This is a genomic window from Mycobacterium sp. NGS35, assembly GCF_059812855.1.
Window position 1 is genome coordinate 265,626 of the sequence record NZ_JCALDL010000003.1, and the last position, 21,610, is coordinate 287,235.

23 protein-coding genes are annotated in these 21,610 nt (G+C 66.9%); 7 read left to right on the forward strand and 16 right to left on the reverse strand.

Going from position 1 to position 21,610, the window contains the following annotated elements; translation table 11 throughout:
- Positions 1-9: 9 nt before the first annotated feature.
- The 7 genes from AC5Y4C_RS08895 to ku all read right to left on the reverse strand — a co-directional run bounded on the left by AC5Y4C_RS08895 (position 10) and on the right by ku (position 5,754).
- Positions 10-1,056 (reverse strand): poly-gamma-glutamate hydrolase family protein, encoded by a 1,047-nt coding sequence (locus AC5Y4C_RS08895; RefSeq protein WP_499961658.1) that lies wholly within the window; start codon positions 1,054-1,056, stop codon positions 10-12.
- Positions 1,057-1,068: 12 nt separating this feature from the next.
- Positions 1,069-2,298, reverse strand: a complete 1,230-nt coding sequence (locus tag AC5Y4C_RS08900; RefSeq protein WP_499961659.1) for an Nramp family divalent metal transporter — start codon at positions 2,296-2,298, stop codon at positions 1,069-1,071.
- Positions 2,299-2,364: 66 nt separating this feature from the next.
- Positions 2,365-2,616, reverse strand: coding sequence for a hypothetical protein (locus AC5Y4C_RS08905; RefSeq protein WP_499906585.1), 252 nt, complete (start codon positions 2,614-2,616; stop codon positions 2,365-2,367).
- A gap of 9 nt (positions 2,617-2,625) precedes the next feature.
- A complete protein-coding gene (locus AC5Y4C_RS08910) occupies positions 2,626-2,877 on the reverse strand; it encodes a hypothetical protein (RefSeq protein ID WP_499906583.1) in 252 nt (83 codons plus the stop codon).
- Between the two features lie 25 nt (positions 2,878-2,902).
- A complete protein-coding gene (locus AC5Y4C_RS08915; protein ID WP_499961660.1) occupies positions 2,903-3,976 on the reverse strand; it encodes an NAD(P)H-dependent amine dehydrogenase family protein in 1,074 nt (357 codons plus the stop codon).
- 10 nt (positions 3,977-3,986) lie between these two features.
- Positions 3,987-4,778 carry an SDR family oxidoreductase gene (locus AC5Y4C_RS08920; RefSeq protein WP_499906579.1) on the reverse strand — a complete coding sequence of 264 codons (792 nt, stop codon included), beginning with the start codon at positions 4,776-4,778 and terminating at the stop codon, positions 3,987-3,989.
- Positions 4,779-4,806: 28 nt separating this feature from the next.
- Positions 4,807-5,754 carry a non-homologous end joining protein Ku gene (ku, locus tag AC5Y4C_RS08925; protein WP_499906577.1) on the reverse strand — a complete coding sequence of 316 codons (948 nt, stop codon included), beginning with the start codon at positions 5,752-5,754 and terminating at the stop codon, positions 4,807-4,809.
- A 76-nt stretch (positions 5,755-5,830) separates the two neighbouring features.
- On the opposite strand from ku, the gene AC5Y4C_RS08930 reads away from it, so the two are divergent.
- Together AC5Y4C_RS08930 and trxA are read left to right on the forward strand one after the other, a co-directional pair.
- Positions 5,831-8,110 (forward strand): ATP-dependent DNA ligase, encoded by a 2,280-nt coding sequence (locus AC5Y4C_RS08930; RefSeq protein ID WP_499906575.1) that lies wholly within the window; start codon positions 5,831-5,833, stop codon positions 8,108-8,110.
- A gap of 99 nt (positions 8,111-8,209) precedes the next feature.
- On the forward strand, positions 8,210-8,638 hold the full coding sequence (trxA, locus tag AC5Y4C_RS08935; RefSeq protein ID WP_499906573.1) for a thioredoxin: 429 nt from the start codon (positions 8,210-8,212) through the stop codon (positions 8,636-8,638).
- A 3-nt stretch (positions 8,639-8,641) separates the two neighbouring features.
- On the opposite strand, the gene AC5Y4C_RS08940 is transcribed toward trxA, so the two are convergent.
- Complete coding sequence (locus AC5Y4C_RS08940) at positions 8,642-8,899, reverse strand: DUF3618 domain-containing protein (RefSeq protein ID WP_499906571.1); 258 nt, start codon at positions 8,897-8,899, stop codon at positions 8,642-8,644.
- Positions 8,886-9,296, reverse strand: a complete 411-nt coding sequence (locus AC5Y4C_RS08945; RefSeq protein ID WP_499947743.1) for a phage holin family protein — start codon at positions 9,294-9,296, stop codon at positions 8,886-8,888. The genes AC5Y4C_RS08940 and AC5Y4C_RS08945 overlap by 14 nt, the downstream gene beginning before the upstream one ends.
- Before the next feature lie 46 nt (positions 9,297-9,342).
- On the opposite strand from AC5Y4C_RS08945, the gene AC5Y4C_RS08950 reads away from it, so the two are divergent.
- The gene (locus tag AC5Y4C_RS08950; protein ID WP_499961662.1) at positions 9,343-10,992 is read left to right on the forward strand and encodes an FAD-binding dehydrogenase; all 1,650 of its coding nucleotides are present in this window, start codon (positions 9,343-9,345) and stop codon (positions 10,990-10,992) included.
- 91 nt (positions 10,993-11,083) lie between these two features.
- Here the strand turns inward: AC5Y4C_RS08950 and AC5Y4C_RS08955 are convergent, their stop codons facing one another.
- Together AC5Y4C_RS08955 and AC5Y4C_RS08960 are read right to left on the reverse strand one after the other, a co-directional pair.
- A complete protein-coding gene (locus AC5Y4C_RS08955) occupies positions 11,084-11,971 on the reverse strand; it encodes a type IV toxin-antitoxin system AbiEi family antitoxin (RefSeq protein WP_499961664.1) in 888 nt (295 codons plus the stop codon).
- 158 nt (positions 11,972-12,129) lie between these two features.
- Entirely contained in the window at positions 12,130-12,999 is an 870-nt protein-coding gene (locus AC5Y4C_RS08960) for an LLM class flavin-dependent oxidoreductase (RefSeq protein WP_499961666.1), read from the reverse strand.
- 84 nt (positions 13,000-13,083) lie between these two features.
- Between AC5Y4C_RS08960 and AC5Y4C_RS08965 the strand changes: the two genes are divergently transcribed.
- On the forward strand, positions 13,084-13,749 hold the full coding sequence (locus AC5Y4C_RS08965; RefSeq protein WP_499906561.1) for a GAF and ANTAR domain-containing protein: 666 nt from the start codon (positions 13,084-13,086) through the stop codon (positions 13,747-13,749).
- Complete coding sequence (locus AC5Y4C_RS08970) at positions 13,746-14,141, forward strand: hypothetical protein (protein WP_499906559.1); 396 nt, start codon at positions 13,746-13,748, stop codon at positions 14,139-14,141. Before AC5Y4C_RS08965 ends, AC5Y4C_RS08970 begins: the two co-directional genes overlap by 4 nt.
- A 5-nt stretch (positions 14,142-14,146) precedes the next feature.
- On the opposite strand, the gene AC5Y4C_RS08975 is transcribed toward AC5Y4C_RS08970, so the two are convergent.
- From AC5Y4C_RS08975 to AC5Y4C_RS08985, 3 genes are read right to left on the reverse strand one after another with little or no spacing between them, the layout of a single operon-like run.
- Positions 14,147-15,988, reverse strand: a complete 1,842-nt coding sequence (locus tag AC5Y4C_RS08975; protein WP_499961667.1) for a CheR family methyltransferase — start codon at positions 15,986-15,988, stop codon at positions 14,147-14,149.
- A 42-nt stretch (positions 15,989-16,030) separates the two neighbouring features.
- On the reverse strand, positions 16,031-16,795 hold the full coding sequence (locus tag AC5Y4C_RS08980; protein WP_499961668.1) for an STAS domain-containing protein: 765 nt from the start codon (positions 16,793-16,795) through the stop codon (positions 16,031-16,033).
- Entirely contained in the window at positions 16,785-17,804 is a 1,020-nt protein-coding gene (locus AC5Y4C_RS08985) for a chemotaxis protein CheB (protein ID WP_499906551.1), read from the reverse strand. Before AC5Y4C_RS08985 ends, AC5Y4C_RS08980 begins: the two co-directional genes overlap by 11 nt.
- A 112-nt stretch (positions 17,805-17,916) precedes the next feature.
- On the opposite strand from AC5Y4C_RS08985, the gene AC5Y4C_RS08990 reads away from it, so the two are divergent.
- Complete coding sequence (locus AC5Y4C_RS08990; protein ID WP_499961670.1) at positions 17,917-18,822, forward strand: dienelactone hydrolase family protein; 906 nt, start codon at positions 17,917-17,919, stop codon at positions 18,820-18,822.
- Here the strand turns inward: AC5Y4C_RS08990 and AC5Y4C_RS08995 are convergent.
- Positions 18,807-19,841 (reverse strand): DUF4873 domain-containing protein, encoded by a 1,035-nt coding sequence (locus tag AC5Y4C_RS08995; protein ID WP_499961671.1) that lies wholly within the window; start codon positions 19,839-19,841, stop codon positions 18,807-18,809. The genes AC5Y4C_RS08990 and AC5Y4C_RS08995 overlap by 16 nt on opposite strands.
- A complete protein-coding gene (locus AC5Y4C_RS09000; RefSeq protein ID WP_499961673.1) occupies positions 19,838-20,734 on the reverse strand; it encodes an AurF N-oxygenase family protein in 897 nt (298 codons plus the stop codon). Before AC5Y4C_RS09000 ends, AC5Y4C_RS08995 begins: the two co-directional genes overlap by 4 nt.
- A 124-nt stretch (positions 20,735-20,858) precedes the next feature.
- On the opposite strand from AC5Y4C_RS09000, the gene cobF reads away from it, so the two are divergent.
- A complete protein-coding gene (gene cobF, locus AC5Y4C_RS09005) occupies positions 20,859-21,602 on the forward strand; it encodes a precorrin-6A synthase (deacetylating) (protein ID WP_499947728.1) in 744 nt (247 codons plus the stop codon).
- The last annotated feature ends 8 nt before the right edge of the window (positions 21,603-21,610 follow it).

Here is a 21,610-nt window from a genome sequence, read left to right on the forward strand (position 1 = left end):
ATGGGCCGGTCAGGCCCAGCTGCGGGCGGCCGCGGCCAGACCGTGCACCAGTGCGGAGGTGACCGGCGCGAGCCCGTCGTCCTCGGGTGGGCGGCTTCGCGGGCTGATGCCTCGCACTCGCGGTGACAGCTCCAGCTGGACACCACCGCCGCGGGTGCGGTTGACGGGGTTGTCCGGATGCATGCCGCGCAGTTCCGGCGGTATCGCGGCGAGGTCGGTCACCAGCTGGTAGCCGGGCAGGTGCAGGTGGCGGGTCATGTGTGCGGCCAGCACTCGGTTGCGGCCGCCGGCCAGCAGCTGGGTGCTGCGTCCGATGCGCCCGTAGCCGTGCAGCGACAGCACCGTGTCGACGTGCCCCAGGAACTCCGCGAGCCGCACCGACTCCTCGGCGCGAAATCGCGCCGACGGCAGATGGTGCGGATAGCGATCCGGGTGGCGCAGCAGGTACACCGACGCACCGGCCGCGTCTGCGGCCCGCTCGGCGATCACGTCGGTCATCTGCTCCAAGCCGCCGCCGTGGATGGCCAGAAACCCGAACCGTGACCGCAACTGGCTCTCTTCGTGCACCCCAGGCTGTTGCAGGAGCTCCGAAAGTGTTTGCGGCCCAGTGCTTTTCGACGCGAGCGGACGCGGCCAGTGGGTGGGATCCCAGCGGCGCAGGAACTCGATCCAGCGGTGTGGCAGGCGATGATGGATCGCTCCGTCGATGATCCGTTCCAGATATCCCGGCCGCGGCGCACCGGTTTGCACCCGGTGGTCGATGTACACCCACGCTTCGGCGGGTCCCTCGGCGGTGTGCACGGTCAGCCGGTCACGGCGATAGCGCACGGGCACGCCCTCGGCGCTGTCCAGCGTCGCCAGGTCGCGATCGGACACCTGCCAGACGACCCCGTGCACGTGGATGCCCTGAAACGGCTCGACGGTGGCGACGCCGCGCTGGTTGATCAGCCAGTCGTGGTCGGCCAGCGTCGCGGGAACGGGGTCGGCGGCGTCAGGGCAGCGCCGCGCCATCTGCGCGACGCACAGGTTGGAGCCGTAGGCGAAGTACCTGTGCATCAGCTTCGACGGTCAGCCCGCGACAGTCAGATACAGCAGTCCCACATTCAGCACACTAATCAACGCGGCGATTACCCAGCCGAACGCGCTGGTGACCCGATGGTTGGCGTCGGTGCCCATCACCGACGTATCACTGGTCAGCCGGACGAGCGGGATCAGCGCGAACGGTATCCCGAACGACAGCACCACCTGCGACAACACCAGCGCGCGGGTGGGATCCAGCCCGGCCCCCAGAATCACCAGCGCCGGCACCAGCGTGATCAACCGCCGCGCCAGCAGGGGGATTTTGCGGCGCAGCAGCCCGGCCATGATCATCGCGCCCGCATATGCGCCCACCGACGTCGACGCCAAGCCCGAAGCCAGCAGCCCGATCGCGAAGAACAACGCGACCGTCGGCCCCAGGGTGTCGCGTACCGCGGCGTGCGCACCCTCGATCGTGTCGGTGTCGTGGCGGCCCTGCAGGTTGTTGGCCGCCACCAGCAGCATGGCCATGTTGACCGCACCGGCCACCACCATCGCCAGCGCCACGTCCCAGCGGGTGACCCGCATCAGCACCGCCCGGCGGTGGCCCGTGGGGTGGCCGTGACGGTCGCGCGTCAGCCCCGAATGCAGGTACACCGCATGCGGCATCACGGTCGCGCCGAGCATCGCGCTGGCCAGCAGCACGCTCTCGGTGCCCTGAAAGCGTGGCAGCAGGCCCGCGACCACGTCACTGGCCGGCGGTGAGTTGACGAACAGGCTGGTGAGAAAACCGATGGCGATGACCAACAGCAGCCCGGTGATCACCCGCTCGAACATGCGCTGGCCGCGACGGTCCTGGACCATCAGCAGCAGCAACGACACCAGCCCGGTGATCAAACCGCCGACCACGAACGGCAACCCGAACAGCAACCGCAGTGCCAGCGCCCCACCCACCACTTCAGCGAGGTCGGTGGCCATGGCCACCATTTCGGCTTGCGCCCAGTAGGCCAGCCGGGTGGGGCGACGCATCCGGCTGCCGACGGCCTCGGGCAGTGATTGGCCGGTGACCAGGCCCAGCTTGGCCGATAAGTACTGCACCAGCCCCGCCATCGCGTTGGCCAGCAGGATCACCCACACCAGCAGAAAGCCGAACTGTGCTCCGGCGCTGACGTTGGCAGCGACGTTGCCGGGGTCGACGTAGGCGATCGCGGCGACGAACGCGGGGCCGAGCAGATACCAGCTGGGCCGCAGCCGCGCCTCGGTGATCGGCGGCACTACCAAGGTGGGCTCCCGGTTTCCGGTCTGGCGAATCGGAAAGTTAGGTTACCCGAATGCTGCGGCGGTCAATCAGGGCACGGACCAGCCGCCGATGCCGAAGACCGGGCCGCCACGGTACAGCCACGGCTGCTCGAGGTACGGCCCGGGCGCGACGACGACGTTCGGTGAGCTGTTGATCGACGTGTGGGTGCCGCGCTCGCACTGCATGGTCCACGGCGCGACGGTGGCGCAGGTCGGCAGCGCGGTTGCCTCGGGGGCGGTGCCGACCGCGAACCCGGCCGCCGCGAGCACCGCCGCTGCCGACCACCGCATCGTCAGCACGAGCTCGGCCTAGCGGCGCCCTTCGCCGCTGCTCTCGTCGTACGGCACCGGGTACGGGCCGGCGTAGGCCTCGTCCCAGTACGGCAACGTGAATTCGCTGACCGACGGCGAGTCGTTGATCTGAACGTTGCCCGGCGAGCTGCACACGGTGTCGTTGGTGCCCGTGGTGGTGCAGGTCTGGTCGTCAGCGGCGGCGGCCGGCGCGCCGAACAGAGCAGCGACCGCACCGGCGGCCAAGACGTAGCGGATCCGGATGCTCATGGAGGTCCTTTCCAAAACCCTGTAGCTAGGGAGCGTACCGCCCTTTGCCGGTCACGAGCGGCAAGTCGAGCGTGGTGCGGATACCCGGCTCGGCGGCCACGACGGCCGGAATCGCGTTGACGACGCGCATGGCGGTCGCCACCAATCCGGCGTGGTTGTGGTCGCCGTTGGGGCTGGACAGGCACAGGTCCAGTGCGTACGACGGCTCGCCGGTGACCTCGACGCGGTAGGAGCCGCCGGGCTGGGCAGGCTGCGGCCAGTCCGGGCAAAGGTCGTCGCGCAGCCTCGTCACGTGCTCCAGCACCACCGCGGGCCGTTCGTCCACCAGCCCCCGCACCTCGAACCGCAGCGCCGCGGCGGTGCCTTTCGCGATGGGCCCGGCTGCGATCCGGAAATCTTCGGGCGCGGGTTCGCGGTAGTACACCTCGACCACCTCGTCGAGCGTGATGCCCAGCCCGGCCGCGATCTGGCGCACCACTGAGCCCCAGGCCATGCTGAGCACCCGCGGCTGCAGCAGGATCGGGATCTCGTCGAGGGGCTTGCCGAAGCCCATGACGTCGAACATCACCGCCGCGCTGTCGTATGTCGCGTAGTCGACGATCTCCATGCAACGAACCTGCTGAATGCTCTGACACGTCCCCGCGAGCGCCAGCGGCAGCAGGTCGTTGGCGAAACCCGGGTCGATGCCGTTGACGAATACGCTCGAATTCCCTTGCTGTGCCGCCTGCTCCAGCGGGCTGATCAGCTCGTCGGGAATCACGTTCCACGGGTATTGCAGAAACACCGGCCCGCTGCCCACCACGTTGATGCCGGCCGCGAGCAGCCGTCGATAGTCCTCTAGTGCGTCCGGCAGCCGGTTGTCGGCCAGTGCCGTGTAGACCGCACAATCAGGCTGTGTCGCAATCACTTCCGCGACGTCATTGGTGGCGGTTACCCCGGTCCGCCGGTCCATTCCGGCCAGTTCGGCGGCGTCGCGTCCGGCTTTGTCGGGCGACGACACCCACACGGCGGTGAGCTCGAACGCGGGATCGGTGAGGACGCCGGCGAGTGCATGCTTGCCGACGTTGCCGGTTCCGATCTGGGCGACTCGCAATGTCATCGGCGTCTCCTTACAGGTCAGGGAAGGGCAGTTCGAGGTTCGGCATGTTCAGTCCGCCGTCCACCTCGAGGATCTTGCCGGTCAGGTATGCCCCGGCCGGAGACGCCAAATAGACTGCGGCAGCGGCGATGTCGGCGGGATCGCCCAGCCGGCGCATCGGGGTGGCCTTCTCCAGCTGGGTGCGCATCTCGTCGTTGCTGGCGACCACGTCCAGCGCGGAGGTGAGGATCGATCCGGGGGCGATCGCGTTGACCCGGATGCGGGGGCACAAATCCAGCGCAGCCAGCCGGGTGTAGTGCGCGAGCGCAGCCTTGGCGGTGCCGTACGCCGCGAAGCCGCGGCCGGGCACCCGGCCCATGGTCGACGTGATGTTGATGATGCTGCCGCCGCCGGAGTGCTCGAGCATCAGCGGCGCCGCCGCGACCACCAACGCGTGGGCGGTCGCAACGTTGAACGTGAACGCGCTCTTCAGATCCTTCGTGGTGGTGTTCAACAACAGGTTCGGCATGGTGCCGCCCACGTTGTTCACCACGATGTCGAGCCGGCCGAACTCGTCGACCGCGGCCTGCGCCAGTGCCGCGGTGGCGTCGGTGTCGGAGAGGTCGGCCACCACCACGTGCGCGCGCCGGCCGAGTGCTCTGATCTTGTCGGCGACGTCGTCGAGTTCGCTTCGGGTGCGCGACGAGACGAGGACGTCGGCGCCCACTTCGGCGAAGGCGATGGCCATCGCCGCGCCGAGGCCGCGCCCGCCGCCGGTCACCACTGCTACTTGATCGTCAAGCCGGAATCTGTCGAGGATCACCCCGGCAGACTAACGCGCTGTGGCCGCGCTACCTCTTGCCGGCGGCTTTCTTCGCCGGTGCCTTCTTGGCAGCCGACTTCTTCGCGCTGCCCGATGCCGCGGGCTTTGCGGCTGACGATTTCTTGGCGGCTTTCTTCGCTGGTGCCTTCTTCGCGGCGCTCTTGCTCGCCGAGCCGCCGGACTCCGAGCGGCGCCGTCGCACGCTGGCCTCGAGCTTGGCCAGCAGATCCGACACGTCGTCGGTGACGTCGAGGTCGGCTGGCTTCTCTTCGGTCGGAAACGCTTCGCCGCCTTCGAGTTTCGCCTCGATCAGGTCATGCAGGTGTTCCTGGTAGGTGTCGCGGAACTGGTCGGGGTTGAAGTCGTCGGCCATCGACTCCACCACCTGCTCGGCCATCTTCAATTCGGCCGGCTTGATCTCGACTTCCTTGTCCAGCACCGGGAAATCGGGATCGCGAATCTCGTCGGGCCACAGCAGTGTGTGGATCACCATCACGTCGCGTTTGCTGAAGTCCTTGACCCGCAACGCCGCAAGCCGGGTCTTGTTGCGCAACGCGAAGTGCACGATCGCCACGCGGTCGGTGTTGGCCAGCGTCTTGGCCAGCAGCACATAGGACTTCGTCGATTTGGAGTCGGGCTCGAGGTAATAGCTTCGGTCGTACAACAGCGGATCGATGTCGCTTGCGGGGACGAATTCCAGCACCTCGATTTCGCGGCTGCGCTCTTCTGGAAGGGTGGCCAGGTCCTCGTCGGTGATGATCACGGTCTGTCCGGTGTCGGATTCGTAGGCCCGGGCGATGTCGCGGTAGTCCACTTCCTCGCCGTCTTTCTCACAGACCCGCTTGTAGCGGATCCTGCCGTGGTCTTTGGCGTGGACCTGGTGGAACTTCACGTCGTGGTCCTGGGTCGCGCTGTAGACCTTCACCGGGACATTCACCAGCCCGAAGGAAAGTGAGCCCTTCCAGATTGACCGCATACCTCAGTATGACGGACACGCCGGCGTATACCTTGGTCCGCGTTGGAAGGTGCCGCCGAAAGGGAACACAGGCTCCATGGCTGGGATTCCGCATGTGTGGCCGCCGGAACGCGTGGCTGGTCCGCACGTGCGGCTGACCAACGCGGACAAGGTGTTGTACCCGGCGACGGGCACCACCAAAGAAGAGGTGTTCGGCTACTACATCGGCATCGCCGAATGCATCCTGCCGCACATCGCCGGCCGCCCGGCCACCCGCAAGCGGTGGCCCAACGGCGTGGCGGAGGGGTCGTTCTTCGAAAAGCAGCTCGCCGACTCGGCCCCGGACTGGCTGACCCGCGGCACGGTCGTGCACAAGTCGGGCGTTACCACCTATCCGATCATCGACAGCCCGGCGGGACTCGCGTGGATCGCGCAGCAGGCGGCGCTGGAAGTGCATGTGCCGCAATGGCGGTTCTTGAACGGAAAGCCAGGCCCTGCAACGCGTTTGGTGTTCGACCTGGATCCCGGGCCCGGCGTGCCGATGGCCCAGATCGTCGAAGTGGCCCATGAGATTCGCGACCTGCTGGCAGACATCGGCCTGACGACGTACCCCGTGACCAGCGGCAGCAAGGGCGTGCATCTGTACGCGCCACTGGACAAGCCGATCAGTTCGCAGGGCGCGATCACGCTCGCGAAGAAGGTGGCTCAGCAGCTCGAGCAGGCCGACCCCCAGCGGGTCACGTCGACCATGACCAAAAGCCTGCGCACCGGCAAGGTGTTCGTCGACTGGAGCCAGAACAACGCGGCCAAGACCACCATTGCGCCGTATTCGTTGCGGGGGCGCGAAGAGCCGACGGTCGCGGCGCCGCGCACCTGGGAGGAACTCGACGATCCCGAGCTGCGGCAGCTGCGTTTCGACGAGGTGCTGCGCAGAGTCGCCGAACACGGCGATCTGCTGGCGCCGCTAGACGCCGACATGGCCACCAGCGACCGGCTGGCCAAATACCGCAGCATGCGTGATGCGTCGAAAACACCTGAGCCCGTTGACGTTTCAGCGCCCACGCCGGGCGCGAACAACCGGTTCGTCATCCAGGAACATCATGCCCGCCGGCTGCACTACGACCTGCGGCTGGAACGAGACGGAGTACTGGTCAGCTGGGCGGTGCCGAAGAATCTGCCCGACACTCCATCGGTGAACCATCTCGCGGTGCACACCGAAGACCATCCGCTGGAATACCTGACGTTTCAGGGCACCATCCCCAAAGGGGAATACGGCGCAGGCAAGATGATCGTCTGGGACACCGGCACCTACGAAGCCGAGAAGTTCCGCGACGACGAAGTGATCGTGACGCTGCACGGAAAGCGAATCTCGGGGCGCTATGCGCTGATTCAGACCAAGGGCGACCAATGGCTGGCGCACCGGATGAAAGAGCAGGACTCGCCGACCGTGCGTGACATGGCGCCGATGCTGGCGACCCTGGGCTCCGTCGAGAACCTCACTCACGACGAGTGGGCGTTCGAGGGCAAGTTCGACGGCTATCGGCTGCTGATGGAGGCCGACCACGGGCGGATGTGCCTGCAGTCGCGCAGCGGTCGCGACGTTACCGGCGAATACCCGGGACTGCAGGCGGTGGTCGACGCGCTGGCTGAGCACCACGCGATCCTCGACGGCGAAGTGGTGGCGCTGGACAGAAACGGCGTGCCCAGCTTCTCCGAGATGCAGAACCGCGCCCGCGCGACGCGGATCGAGTTCTGGGCGTTCGACGTGCTGCAGCTGGACGGGCGCTCGCTGCTGCGGGCGCGCTACCGCGACCGCAGACGGGTGCTGGAGGCGCTGGCCGCTGACCGCGACGAGCTGATCGTGCCTGAGCTGCTCAGCGGTGACGGGCCCGACGCGCTGGCGTATTCCCGTAAGCGCGGCTGGGAAGGCGTGGTGGCCAAACGCTGGGATTCCACCTATCAGCCGGGCCGGCGGTCGAAGGCGTGGATCAAGGACAAGAACTGGAACACCCAGGAGATCGTGATCGGCGGCTGGCGGGAAGGCACCGGCGGCCGCACGAGCCAGATCGGCGCGCTGGTGATGGGCATTCCCGACGGCAACGGTCTGCGGTTCGTGGGCCGCGTCGGCACCGGGTTCACCGAGAAGGAGCTCGACCGGCTCAAGAAGATCCTGACTCCGCTGCAGACCGACGAGTCGCCGTTCACCGAGCCGCTGCCGCGGGCCGACCGCAAAGGGGTGACGTTCGTGCGGCCGGAGCTCGTCGGCGAGGTGCGCTACAGCGAGTGGACCGGCGACGGCCGGCTGCGCCACCCCAGCTGGCGCGGGCTGCGCCCGGACAAGACGCCCGACGAGGTGTCAGTCGAGCTACCCACGTGACCCTCGTTTGGCGCGAGCGTGCGCGTCTGTGCACCGACACGCCGGCACGGGCGTACAGCGGCGCACGCTCGGCCACAGCGACCGCGGCACACTTGACCGGTGAGCAACAACGTCGTCACCTGCCCGCACTGCGGTACGCGCAATCGCGTGCCCGCGTCGACCACCGGCAAGCCGCGCTGCGCTAACTGTCGGCAGTGGCTGCCGTGGATCATCGATGCCGACGACCGCAATTTCGCCGAGGTCGTCGAAAAGTCTTCTGTGCCAGTGCTTGTCGATCTTTGGGCAACCTGGTGCGGGCCCTGCCGCATGGTCAGTCCCGCACTCGAGCAACTCGCGCAGGAGCGGGCCGGCAGCCTGAAGCTGGTCAAGGTCGACGTCGACGCCGCGCCTGCGACCGCGCAGCGCTTCACCGTGCAGGCGGTTCCGACACTTCTGGTGATCGACCACGGCAACGTGCTGGCCCGGCAGTCCGGCGCAGCACCCGTCGCGGCGTTGCGAAGCTGGCTCGACCAGGCGCTGACCCAGTAGCGGTCAGCTGCGCCGGCGGCGCCAGAGCACCAGCCCGACGACGGCGACGACGGCCACGACGGCCGCGATCGGCACCGCCGGCATGGCCTTGGCGCGCACGTCGGCCGCCTTCTGCTGAGCCTGCTTCTTGACGTCGAGCTTCTCGCTCAAGGTCCCCACGGTCGCCCCCAGCTGTTGGCGCGTCCGCTCGATGTCGGCCTCGATGTCGCCGACGCTCGCGTCGGGTCCCGGCTCCGGTGGCAGTCCGTCAGGTGTGGTCATGGCGGACAGCGCCTTTCAACTCGTCGATGTCAGTCTTCACGCTCTCGGCGGTCTGCCGCGGTGGCGACACCTCGTCGATCTGCCGCTTGCTCACCAGCGCCGCGATGCCGGCCGCAGTGAACAGCACCGCGGCGACGATCACCGCTGCCGCCCAGACCGGCAGCACCAGCGCCAGCGCGGCGACCCCGGCCGCCACCACAGTCCCGAAACCGAAGAACGCCAGCAGCCCGGCCGCGCTGAACAGTCCGGCCCCGATGCCGGCGTGCTTCGCCGCGTCTTGGAACTCTTTTTGCGCCAGCCGCATCTCGTCGCGCACGAGCCGCGACGTCTGCGTCGACAACTGGCTCATCAATTCGCCGATCGACGGTTCCGCCGCCGGCCTGGATTCGATGCTCATGCGGGTCGATTTCCCGTTGTCAAGAAGCCGAAACATACTGGCTGGCGTGGACACGGACGTGATCGTGGTCGGGGCGGGGCTGACGGGGCTGGTGGCCGCCGCTGAGATTGCCGACGCCGGCAAGCGCGTGATGCTGTTGGACCAGGAAGGCGAGCAGTCCCTGGGCGGGCAGGCGTTCTGGTCGCTGGGCGGGCTGTTTTTGGTCGACACGCCGGAGCAGCGGCGCATGGGTGTCAAAGACTCCTACGAGCTGGCGCGGCAGGACTGGTTCGGCAGTGCGCAGTTCGACCGCGCCGAGGACTACTGGCCGCGCCGCTGGGCGGAGGCGTACCTGGATTTCGCGGCAGGGGAGAAGCGAGAGTGGTTGCGCGCGATGGGCCATCGCATCTTTCCCGTGGTCGGCTGGGCAGAACGCGGTGACGGACGCGCCGACGGGCACGGCAACTCGGTGCCGCGGTTCCACATCACCTGGGGGACCGGTCCAGGAGTGGTCGAGCCGTTCGAACGCCGGGTGCGCGCGCACGCCGATGCCGGCCGGATCGTGTTGCGGTTCCGGCACTGCGTCGACGGACTCGTGACGGACGCGGGCGCGGTGACCGGGGTTCGCGGGCGCATCCTCGAGCCGACGACACAGCCGCGCGGCAAGGCGACCTCCCGCGGCTCGGTCGGCGACTTCGAGTACACCGCCCAGGCCGTCGTCGTCACGTCGGGAGGCATCGGCGGCGACCACGAGCTGGTGCGCAAGGCATGGCCGCCGCGGCTTGGCACGCCGCCGAAGTCCATGGTCGCGGGCGTGCCCGCGCACGTCGACGGCCGGATGCTCAACATCGCCCGGGCCGCCGGTGCCCGGCTGATCAACCCGGATCGCATGTGGCACTACGTCGAAGGGCTGCGCAATTGGGACCCGATCTGGGAGAACCACGGCATCCGGATCCTGCCGGGCCCGTCGTCACTGTGGCTGGACGCCACCGGTCAGCGGCTGCCCGCGCCGTGCTACCCCGGCTTCGACACGCTGGCCACGCTGCGGCACCTGCGCACCACCGGCTACGACTACTCCTGGTTCGTGCTGACCCAGAAGATCATCGAGAAGGAGTTCGCGCTGTCGGGTTCCGAGCAGAACCCGGATCTCACGGGCAAAGATCTGCGGCTGCTGGCCTCGCGGGTGCGCAGCGGCGCGCCCGCTCCCATCGAAGCGTTCAAACGGCACGGCCCCGATTTCGTCGTCGCCGGCACGCTCACCGAGCTGGTCGACGGAATGAACCGCGTCGGCGACGAAGCGCTGATCGACGAATCCTCTTTGCGCGCAACGTTGCAAGCGCGCGATCGGGAGATCGACAACCCGTACTCCAAGGACACGCAGATCACCTTCATCCGCCAGCATCGCCGCTACCGCGGCGACAAGATCAGCCGCATCGCCACGCCGCACAAGATGCTGGACCCGGCCAACGGTCCGCTGATCGCGGTGCGGCTGAACATCCTCACCCGAAAAACGTTGGGCGGCTTGGAAACCGACCTTGACGGCTGCTGCCTGGGGTCCGACGGGCTGCCGGTGGCAGGGCTGTACGCGGCGGGGGAGGTCAGCGGGTTCGGCGGCGGCGGGATGATGGGCTACAACGCGCTGGAAGGCACCTTTCTGGGCGGCTGCCTGTTCTCCGGCCGCACCGCGGGACGGGCCGCGGCAGCCGCGGTGGGCTGATTTCTGCGGCGGTGGGTGAGTTCTGCGGCGGTGGGTGAGTTCTGCCGCGAGCAGACGCTAGATCGCATGTTTCGGGCGTTGGGCATGCGATTCAGTGTCTGCTCGCCGGGGAGCTCAGCGCCCGCGTCAGGTGGGTATCGATGCGCTGCGCCAGCCGCTGCGGATACCTGCGGACGTCCTCTGCCAGTATCGGGATGACTGTCCATCCGAGTTCTTGCAAACCTGCGAAACGCGACTTGTCTCGACGCATCGCTGCAGGACTCGAATGCCACAAAATGCTCTCGTATTCGGCGGCGACCCGTTCCGCGGGCCATGCGAAGTCAACGCGCCACGCCTCGCCATCCGGGCTGCAGATCGTGTATTGCAATTCAGGAAGTGGCAACCCGTAGTCGATCATGACAAGCCGTGCTTCGCTTTCCATGCCGGATTCCGCTCGCCCGTCGGCGTATTGGAGGAGTTCGCGGACCGCGACGATGCCACGCCTTCCTCGTTGCTCCGCGACGGCGGCTTCGAGCGCAGCCCGGCTGCATCGCATCGAGTGCAACGCCGCGTCCAATGTTGCGAGTGCGCGCGGACGCCGCAGTGCTCGCGCTACCTCGATGGCTGTCCAGGCCGGTGCGGTCGCCAGTCGGCCCGAGATTCGGGCGAGCGGCGCGCCAGTTCGTTGGTGAACGATGAGGCCGATCTTCGAGCGCAGGCGTATTCCAGGATCGAGTACATGAATGGCCGTGGTGTTCTGGAGATCGAAGCCGTACAGTGCCGCGGCCGTTCCCATGCACGCCATTGCCGGCCTTCCGATGAACAAGTCGAGTGCTTGAAGGCGCCCGAGAAGGCTAGGTTCGGTGGCGGCGTAGACGCCTGTCCAGACGCGAACGAGCCGACCCCTTTTCACGTGGACGTCGAGCTGTTGACGAGTCATCACCGTCAGCAATTGCGAAGTGGTGGCGAATTCACCTAGTCCCGGCGGGAAAACAGGCATCTAGTGACAATGCGGGGACAGCCGCAGGCACGACCTGTCCGAATGCCCGATCTGGGGACAGATCGCACACTGTTGATAACCAGTCCACCCGCGAGCAGACAGTAAATCGCACGTCCTGGGCGTCAGGCATGCGATTCAGTGTCTGCTCGCGGGGGAACTCAGCGCACCCGAGCGATCACCTTTTCGGCGTACTTCTCCAAGTGGCGCAGCTTCTTGTCCAGTGGCTCGGTGTCCGGCCCGACGATGTAGGGAATGCGGAAGCCGACGATCACGTCGGTGACGCCCTTGTCCTCGAGCCGCTTGATCCCGTCCACGCTGTAGGCATCGGGCGACATCACGTGCACTTCGAAGGGTCCGCTGTTGCCCGAAGCAGCGCGAAACTCGTTGAGCCGCAGCAACAATCGATCCAACTCTTCCGGGGAGCCGCCGCCGTGCATCCACCCGTCGCAGCGCGCCGCGCGGCGCAGCGCCGCATCCGCGTGCCCTCCGATGAGGATCGGGATCGGCTTGCTGGGCGCCGGCGTCATCTTGGTCTTGGGGATGTCGTAGAACTCGCCGTGGAACTCGAAGTACTCGCCGGACGTCAGACCGCGGATGATCTCGATGCACTCGTCCATCCGCTTGCCGCGCTTGGCGAACGGCACACCCATCAGCTCGTAGTCCTCGGGCCACGGGCTGGTGCCGACGCCCAGGCCCAGCCGGTTGCCGAACAGTGCAGCCAGGGAGCCGGCCTGCTTGGCCACCAGCGCCGGCGGCCTGATCGGCAGCTTGAGCACGAAGAAGTTGAACCGCAAAGACGTCGTGACCGCCGACAGCGCACCGGCCAGTACGAAGGCCTCGACGAACGCCTTGTCCTCCAGGAACTCACGGCTGCCGTCGGCGGTGTACGGGTAGACGGAGTCCGACTCGTAGGGATAGGCGATGCTGTCGGCGATCGTCATCGCGTCGTAGCCCGCCGCCTCGGCGGCCTGTGCCAGCGGCAAATAGAAGGCGGGATCTGTCATCGCCTCGGCGTAGGTGAACCGCACGAGCGCAGATTACTTCACGTATTGTTGCTTTTACCTGCAAGCCTGAGGCCGACGATGTCTATTAGCCGACGAAATGCGCTCCTGATGGAGGTCGCTGACCTTCTCGCCGATGTGCAATACCGCGCCGACGACGACGCCGTGCTGACTGAGCTCACCGCCAGTGCCGCCAAGTTCGTTCCCGGCGCGCAGTTCGCCGGCATCACGGTGGTCGACGCCAAGCGGGGCATCGAAACCGTGGGGGCCACACACGGGTATGTGACTGCCCTCGACGACCTGCAGCGAACCTACAAGGAAGGCCCGTGCCTGGCCGCCGGGTGGGCCAACCACGTCATCCGCATCGACGACCTCGAAGCCGACGAAAGGTGGCCGCGCTTTTGCCCCGACGCGGTCGCACTGACGCCGGTGCGCTCGATCTTGGCCTTCCGTTTGTTCAGCGACGCGAAAACCACCGGAGCGTTGAACTTCTACGCCGAATCAACACAGGCCTTCGACGACGAGTCCGTGGAGCTCGGTCTCGTGATGGCCACCCACATCGCACTGGTGTGGAACATGGTCCGTCGCGGCGAGCAGTACCGCAGCGCACTGGCCTCCCGCGACATCATCGGCCAGGCCAAGGGCATGCTTATGGAGCGCTTCAACATCGACGCGGTGCAGGCATTCGAATTGCTGAAGCGGCTCTCCCAGAACTCGAACACCCCCGTGGCCTCGATTGCGGAACGGCTGGTGTACGCGGATCATCCACCGCGATGACCACGTCGACGCGACCGAGAGATCCCAATCCCTCCGCCAGCGCCCGTGCCGAACTTGCGGGCCGGCGAGCCGACGAGCTGAGGCGCCGTCGCGAAGAGCTGGCCCGCGGTGTGCCGCCGTCATTGCAGTCCGTCGAACAGGCCCATCGTCGCGCCCAAGAGTCGCGCAAGCGCGCAATCGACGCGCACATCGCCGCGGCGGCCCGTCATCGCGAGGCCGGCGCGGTGCACGCCGCCGCCGCGGCCAGCCATGAACAAGCCGCGATGCAGGCCGGGGACGGCGACAGCGAGTGGCACCTCGATGCTGCTGAGCGCCATCGGCGAGAGGCGAGATACCACGAGGCGGCGGCACGACATTGCGAGCAGCTCGGTAGGCTCGATGGACTCGAATGACCTTGTCAGTCCAGGACTTCCATCAATAGCAGCGCGCCGTTGACGGTCCTTTCCGAATTGCGGAAACCCGTGCAGGTGACGCGCACCTTGATCTCTCGGCCCCGTCGGTTGACCGCTTCGACAACCGCCTCGGCGGTACCGTCAGGCTCCAGAAACGCGTGGCCGATAAGGGGTTTGATCGGATCCATCGGCAACCCGATGTCCAATGACGGCAGCGCAACTCCTTCGGCCTCGTCCGCACGCATGCCCCATAAGTCCTCGCAGGCGCGGTTCCACAGGCTCACCCGCATCTCGCGGTCCACCACCGCCATGCCCAAATGTATTGAGTTGACCAGTGAATCGATGAAGGCCTTCGATTCGTCCAATTCGATGCTGCGCTCGCGAAGGGTGTCGTTGATGGTGTGCAACTCGTCGTTGGTCGACTGCAGTTCCTCGTTGATGGTTTCGAGTTCTTCGTTGGTGGACTGCAGTTCCTCGTTGGTGGTCTCCAGCTCTTCGACCGTCGACTGCAGCTCTTCGTTGGTGGTCTCCAGCTCTTCGTTGGTGGACTGCAGTTCTTCATACGCCGTCTCGAGTTGTCGATTGGTCTGCACCACTTTGTCCAGCAGAGCCCGGGTGGCACTGACGTCGAAGAACACAATCGATACACCGAGCAGACCGTTCTTGGCGTCGATGAGCGGGTTGACATGTATCTCGTACCACGCAGTTTCGGCGCCGGGACGTTGCCAGCGCACGTCCTGGATCCGTGCGGACCGCCGCTCGACCTTTGCCTGCTCGACGTAGGCGCGCAGTTCGACAGGGCGATATGAGATCTCCAGATCCCGCAGCAAGCGCCCGATGTCGCGGACCGACAATCCGAACGCCGTTTCTGCCTGCTGGTTGATCATTGCGACGGTGTCGTCGGCGGTGACCACGATGTGGGCTACGGGACTGGTCCGAAAAGCGAACTCCCGCAAGGGATCCAAGCCGGGAATCTCGCCGATCCGCTCCATCAGAATGGTCGCCGGGTCGACGCGATCGACATGAGCGTGCGACCCACCGAGCTTGCGGAACACGCGATGCTTGAGGTTCAGCGGCGCGAACCGGTCACCGTGGCTGAGCAGCATCTCGGCGTGTCCGAGGAACAGGATGCCCCGCGGTGCAAGCGCAAAATGCAGCCTTCCCACCACGATCCGCTGCGTTTCGGCGTTCAGGTACATCAGCGTATTGCGGCACACCAGCAGGTCGACCCGCGAGATCGGCGCGTCCTTCACCAGGTCATTACGTCCGAAAATCACCACGCGGCGCAGGTCGGAACGAAAGACGTAGCGGCCGTTCACTTTCTCGAAGTAGCGGCTGAGCAGGTCCTTGGGGATCGCCTCCACATCCTTGCTGTCGTATGTCGCCGCGCGAGCCTGTGCCAGAGCATGCTCGTCGACGTCGGTGGCGTAGATCTTGACGCGCTGGCGAAACTCTTCGGGTCCGAGCGCTTCGGCCAACAGCATCGCCAGCGTGTAAGCCTCCTGGCCCGACGCACATCCGGCGCTCCACACGCGAATGGGGTCGCTGGGTCCGCGTTCGGCGAGCATGGTGGTGATGACTTCGTCGCGAATGAACTCCCACGCCTCCTGATCGCGGAAGAAGTCGGTGACGTTGATCAAGATCGTGTTGAACAGTGCGACGAACTCGTCGGCGCTGGCCTGCAGCACGTCGAGGTACTCCTCGAAGGTCGCGATGCCGGCCTGGTCCATCCGGTGCCGTACGCGTCGCATCAACGACGTGCGCTTGTATCCGGTGAAGTCAAAGCCTCGCGAATCGCGCAGGTACCGCAGTAAGGCCTCGAAGGCCTCGTCTTTCTGCCCTTCCATCTGACCCCGTCCGTCGACTCCGAGCGAACCGAATCTACTCGGTCAAAGCCGATTTTCCGGACCGATCACCGCCCACACGGTCTTTCCCGACGGCGTGGGGGAGTTTCCCCAGGCGCGGCACAGCGCCGCGACGATGGCTAACCCTGAGACGTCGTCGCCACCCCCGCTGGCACGTTCGCGTCGCATCGCCGGCGCGGTGTTGCCGTCGGAAACGGCGATGGTGACGAGCTCACCCCTGGCTTCGACGCGCAGCGCGGGCGAGCTTGCGGTATGGGTGAGCACGTTCTCCACCAGCACTGTCACGACGAGTTTGCCCACCGACACCAGATCGGAGCGCGACCATGAAGTGAGCCAGTCTTCCACCAAGTGACGAGCTCGGCTGAGGCTGGCCACCGTCGACGGCAGCTCGGCCCGTGCCCGCCGCCGCACGGACATGCTGCTCAGATCCGGCAGCGCCTGCTGTGCCTCTTCAACGGTCGAAAAGGTGGGCACGTAGCGATTGATGCCGTTACGCCGCATGGCTTCGCGACCCTGCTGATGCTGACACACCACGATCAGCGGCACGTCCGGCCACTGTCCGATGTGCCAACGCGCGCTGGTGATCACCGCCCACGCCGAATCCGTCGGCACCGCAAGGCATGTGACGTCGACGATCACGGCGGCGGGATCGTCGAGTGAGGCCTTGATGATCGCGTCTCGCAGCGCCAGGTAAGTGGTGCTGTCGAGCACTCCCTCCGGAGTCAGGATGTGAGCGTCCTCGGTCCGCCGTTCGCAGACGACGAGCTGGTGTGCGTTGTCAGCCGGCATCGTGCGCGCCTGCACCGCTGTAGGTCTGCGACAGCCGCTCGCCCAGGACCGCCATCGCGTGTTCGGCTTCGTTGGCCAGCGCGTCATATCTTTCGAACAGCGGGCCGGACCCTTCTTTGTCGGCCATCTTCCGGGCCAGCTTTGCCTTCTCCTGCAGGCTGCGCAACGCCACCCAGAGCGCGCCCTCCACCTCTTCGTCGCGGGCTTGCAACAGCGCTTCACTGGTCCACGCATGGCCGACCCGGCAGCGGAAATTGCCTTCGCTGATGGCCTGCAGCGACCCTTTGCAGTCCGGGCAGACGTAGCCCGACGGCGGGCCCAGCTGCTCGGTATCGAATGACGTGGCGAAGCGTGTTCCCATCGCGATGCGGTTCTCCAGTTCGATATTGGCATCGTCGGTCATGTCGAATCCCTTGATTTCGCGGTGCGCCAGCTTTGCCAGCAGCCGGCCCATCTCCGCGGCGGTCGCCTCCTGCTCGACCACCCCGGCACGCAGGGCGTTGGTGGGCATTGTGGCGTACAGCGCGTCGCGCGGCTCCTGTACCAGCGTCGCTCCGCCGCGCCTACGGATCGCGCCCAAGCCGAGCACCCCGTCGTCGAGCACCCCGGACAGCAGCACCCCGATGGCACGCGGGCCGTACGCGACGGCAGCAGAGCGGAACAGCGCATTGATGGCCGGTCGGTAGCCGTTCTCCGTCGGCCCGTTGGAGAGCACGACATGGTGGTCGTGGACGAGCAGGTGGCGATCGGGCGCGCAGACGTAGACGCGTCCGGCTTCCAGCGGCGCCCCGTCTTGGGCACGAACCGCCGACAGCGGGCCGGCGCGATCAAGGATGCGGGCGAGCACGCTGGGCGCGCCAGGGGGCATGTGCAGGACGACGGCGACGGCCATCGGCAGATCCGCGGGCAGTCCGGCGGCGAACTGGGTCAGCGCTTCGACGCCGCCGGCGGAAGCGCCGACCGCGACCACACCGCGCAATTCGCCGTTGTTGCTCGTTGGAGGCCCCATCCCGAGTCGGATACCCAGCGAGCTGCCCAGAGCAACCTTCGGGTACCGCACACGATACGCCGATTCCGCAGCGCGGGCCCCGCCCGTTTACGCAGGGCGCATACTCGCGAACGTGACGGAGTTTGCACGCTACATCGCCGAAGAGATCGCCACCGACCACGTCGACGGATTGTTGTCACGGCGCGAAGCGTTGCGCCGGCTCGGTCTGCTGGGTCTGGGTGCCGGTGCCGCGAGCGCGTTGATCGCCGCGTGCGGGGCGGGCGGCAAGAAGTCACCGACAACGGCGACGACGGGCACGCAGGCGGTCACGTCGGCACCACCGGGGATGGATCACGCGCTGCCCACGCAACCGGTGACGTGGGCGGGGCCGTCCGGGTCGCTGCAGGGCGCGTGGGCCGCGGCGACGACACCTCGGGGCGGCGTGCTGGTGATCCACGAGAACAAGGGGCTCAACGATTGGGTGCGGTCGGTGGCGGGGCGGTTCGCGGGCGCCGGGTACTCCGCGCTGGCGATCGACCTGCTCTCCGAGGAAGGCGGCACAGGACGGTTCAGCGACCCGGCGCAGGCGACGGCCACGCTGGGCAACGTGCCGCAGGCGCGGTTCGTGGCTGACCTGAAGTCCGGGGTGGCCGAGCTGCAGCGGCGGGTCGGCGGTTTGAAGGTGGCCACGGTCGGCTTCTGCTTCGGCGGCGGGATGGTGTGGCAGCTGCTGGCGTCAGGCGAGCCCACGCTGTCGGCCGCGGTGCCGTTCTACGGGCCACTGCCCGCCAATCCGGACTTCTCGCGCTCCAAGGCTGCGGTGCTGGCGATCTATGGCGCGCAGGACAACCGGGTGACGGCGTCGAAAGACGCTGCGGTGGCGGCGCTCGATCGCGCCGGGCTGGTCAACGAGGTTGTCGTCGAGCCGGACGCGGACCATGCGTTCTTCAACGACACCGGTCCGCGCTACAACCCGGCGGCCGCCGCCAACGCATGGAGCCGCGTGCTGGACTGGTTCGGGCGTTACGTCAGCTCGTAGGGCGGTGCCCCGACCCCGACGATCGAATAGCCGCCCCACGGCGTCTTCTCGGTGATCCGGGCGTCGGCTTGTCGTGTCGCGGTGGCGATCGTCAGGGGCCGGTGGGGCAGTTCGGCGGTGCCGAAAACCATTCCCTGCCAATGGAATCTGCCGTCGATCGGATCCAGGCGACCGGCCAGCCTTACGCGCACCCGGTGGGTCTGGTCGTCGACGGTCACGGTGGCGGGGCCGTCGTAGACCTCACGGCTTTCGTGGTTGACGTCGAAAGCTCTGTGCGGCAGCGTTTTTCGCGCACGTTGTGCGTACTGCTGTTGGGCGCTGCGACGTACCTCGATCCGGGTACCGTCGTGGTTCTGCAGGAGCTTCACGCATGCGTCGATGCAGTCCCGCTGCTGCGCGGGGTCCGCAGCGTCGGGTCCGTCGAGCAGGAAGTAGTTGGGGAAGCCGTGTACAGCGACGCCGAGGTATGCGGTGGCGGCGTCATGCCACGCCTGCTGGATGGTCAGCCCGCTGGTGCCCACCAGCGCGTCGTCGGGCACATTCGTCGCGAGGTGACATGCAGTGGCGAAGACGACGGCGTCGACGCTGTGGTGGACGCCGTCGGTGGTGCGGATTCCGGCCGGCGTGACAGCTTCGACGGGTTGGCTGACGTGGCGCGGCTGCGTGACGTCGCGGCGACGGAACAACCGCCGCTTGACGTTTCGCGTCTGCCAGGTGGGTGGGCAGTCGAACAGTGTGACGTCGGCGCCCTGAAGGCGGGGGACGATGTGCGCGGCGCGTGCGCCGATCACCGCGATGCGCCGTCCGATCGGGTCGAAGTCGGCCGGCCATTGCGTCCAATGGAACGACAGCCCACGAAAGCCATTGTCCGGCAGAGTCGTCTGGTGCAGCTTTCGGCGGACGTCGACGACCACGTGCGCTCGTCGCTCGTCGCCGCTGCTGGTGCGCACCAGCCAGCTGTCGGTGGCGTCGTCGAACCGCGCCGCGACAACGTCGTCGGCTTCGAGCACCCCGATCACAGGAACTTCGTGCGCTTCCACAACCGCCGCGCGATCGGACCCATCAGGCCGACCTCGTCGAGAAACGCTGCCAGCGGGGCGAATCCGGCCCGCTGCGCCTCGTGGTAGTGCGGGTTGGCGCGCGCCGTCTTGCGGGCCACGCGACCGTCGAGTCCGGCGCGGTTGTAGGGGACCGGGTTGGTGAACAGGTAGCGAAAGACCACCCCGCCGAGGCCGTTGATGTTGGCTACCCACAACCTGCGCAGCCTGGGCATCTCCGCGACCCGCTTGCGCACACCGTCGCGCGCGAACTGGATGTGACGCGCTTCCTCGGTGACGTGAATCCGCATGAGCCGCTGCACCATTGGCTGCAATTCGGGGTCGTCCATCATCTGGCGCTGCAGCGAGTCGAAGATCTCCTCGCCGATCAGCGCGGCAACCCACATGAACGCGCCGCGGAACGCCAGCGGCAGCGAGTTGATGATCCAGCGCTGATAGCGTCGCGGCTGCACCGGGCGGGCGCCCACACGTTCGATAGCCTTACCGAACATCACCATGTGGCGGGTCTCGTCGCCGAGCTCGGTCAGCGCGTAGTGAGTGGAGTTGGCGGTAGGGTCGCGGTGCAGCACGTGGCGCAGCAGAGACTGGTTGAGCATGTTCTCGAACCAGATGCCCGCCGACAAAGTGTTGACGAACTCCTGGCGGGACAGTTCGATCTGCTGCGGGCGGGTCATCGCGTCCCACATCGGGGTGCCGTAGAGCGAGACGACCTTGGGCGGCAGGTAGAACTTGTCAGGGTCCAGGGGCGCGTCCCAGTCGATGTCGACCACCGGCTCGTAGCTCTTCTTCACTGAGCCTTTGAGGAGTCGTTCTGAGAACTCTTCGCGGGTTGTCGACTTGGTCGGGGTAGTCACCGTTGACGTCCCTTCGGTCAGGGTCTGCTCGTTCGACGCTAGGTCGGCGTCCGCGCTTAAGTCAATACCTCGGGTACCGGATACTTGGGGTACTACGTCGGGTCGTAGCAGTTACCCTTGCGGCATGACCCGCCGCATCCACGTCATCGGCATCGGTGCTGGCGATCCGGAATACGTTACGGTGCAAGCGATTTCGGCGCTCAACGACACCGACGTGTTCTTCGTGATGGACAAGGGGGACGCGAAGAGCGACCTGGTGGCGTGGCGGCGCGCGATCTGCGAGCGGTTCATCCACCCGTCGCGGTCCTACCGGTTCGTCGAGCTGCCCGATCCACCCCGCGCCCGCGACGGCGACTACGCGGCCGCGGTGAGCGACTGGCACGCGGCCCGAGCACAGCTGTGGGCCGACGCGATAACCGGTGCGCTGACGCCGTGCGAGGTCGGGGCCTTCTTGGCGTGGGGTGACCCAGCTCTGTACGACAGCACGCTGCGGATCCTCGACGCCGTCGCGGCACGGGTCGACATCGAATACGACGTGATACCGGGTATCACCGCGATCCAGGCCCTCACCGCCCGACACCGCTTGCCGCTCAACGACATTGGCGAGCCGGTGTTGCTGACCACCGGCCGCAAGCTCGACCCGGGGTTCTCGGGCACCGTCGTCGTCATGCTCGACGGCGACTGCGCATTCCGGAAATGCCCGGCTGCCACCCGCATTTGGTGGGGTGCGTACCTGGGCACCGAGCACGAGCTGCTGGCATCGGGCACGGTCGGTGACGTCGGTGACCAGATCGTCGCAATGCGCGCCGACGCCAGGGCACGCCGCGGCTGGATCATGGACACGTACCTGTTGCGCTCGGCAACGTGAGACGTTCG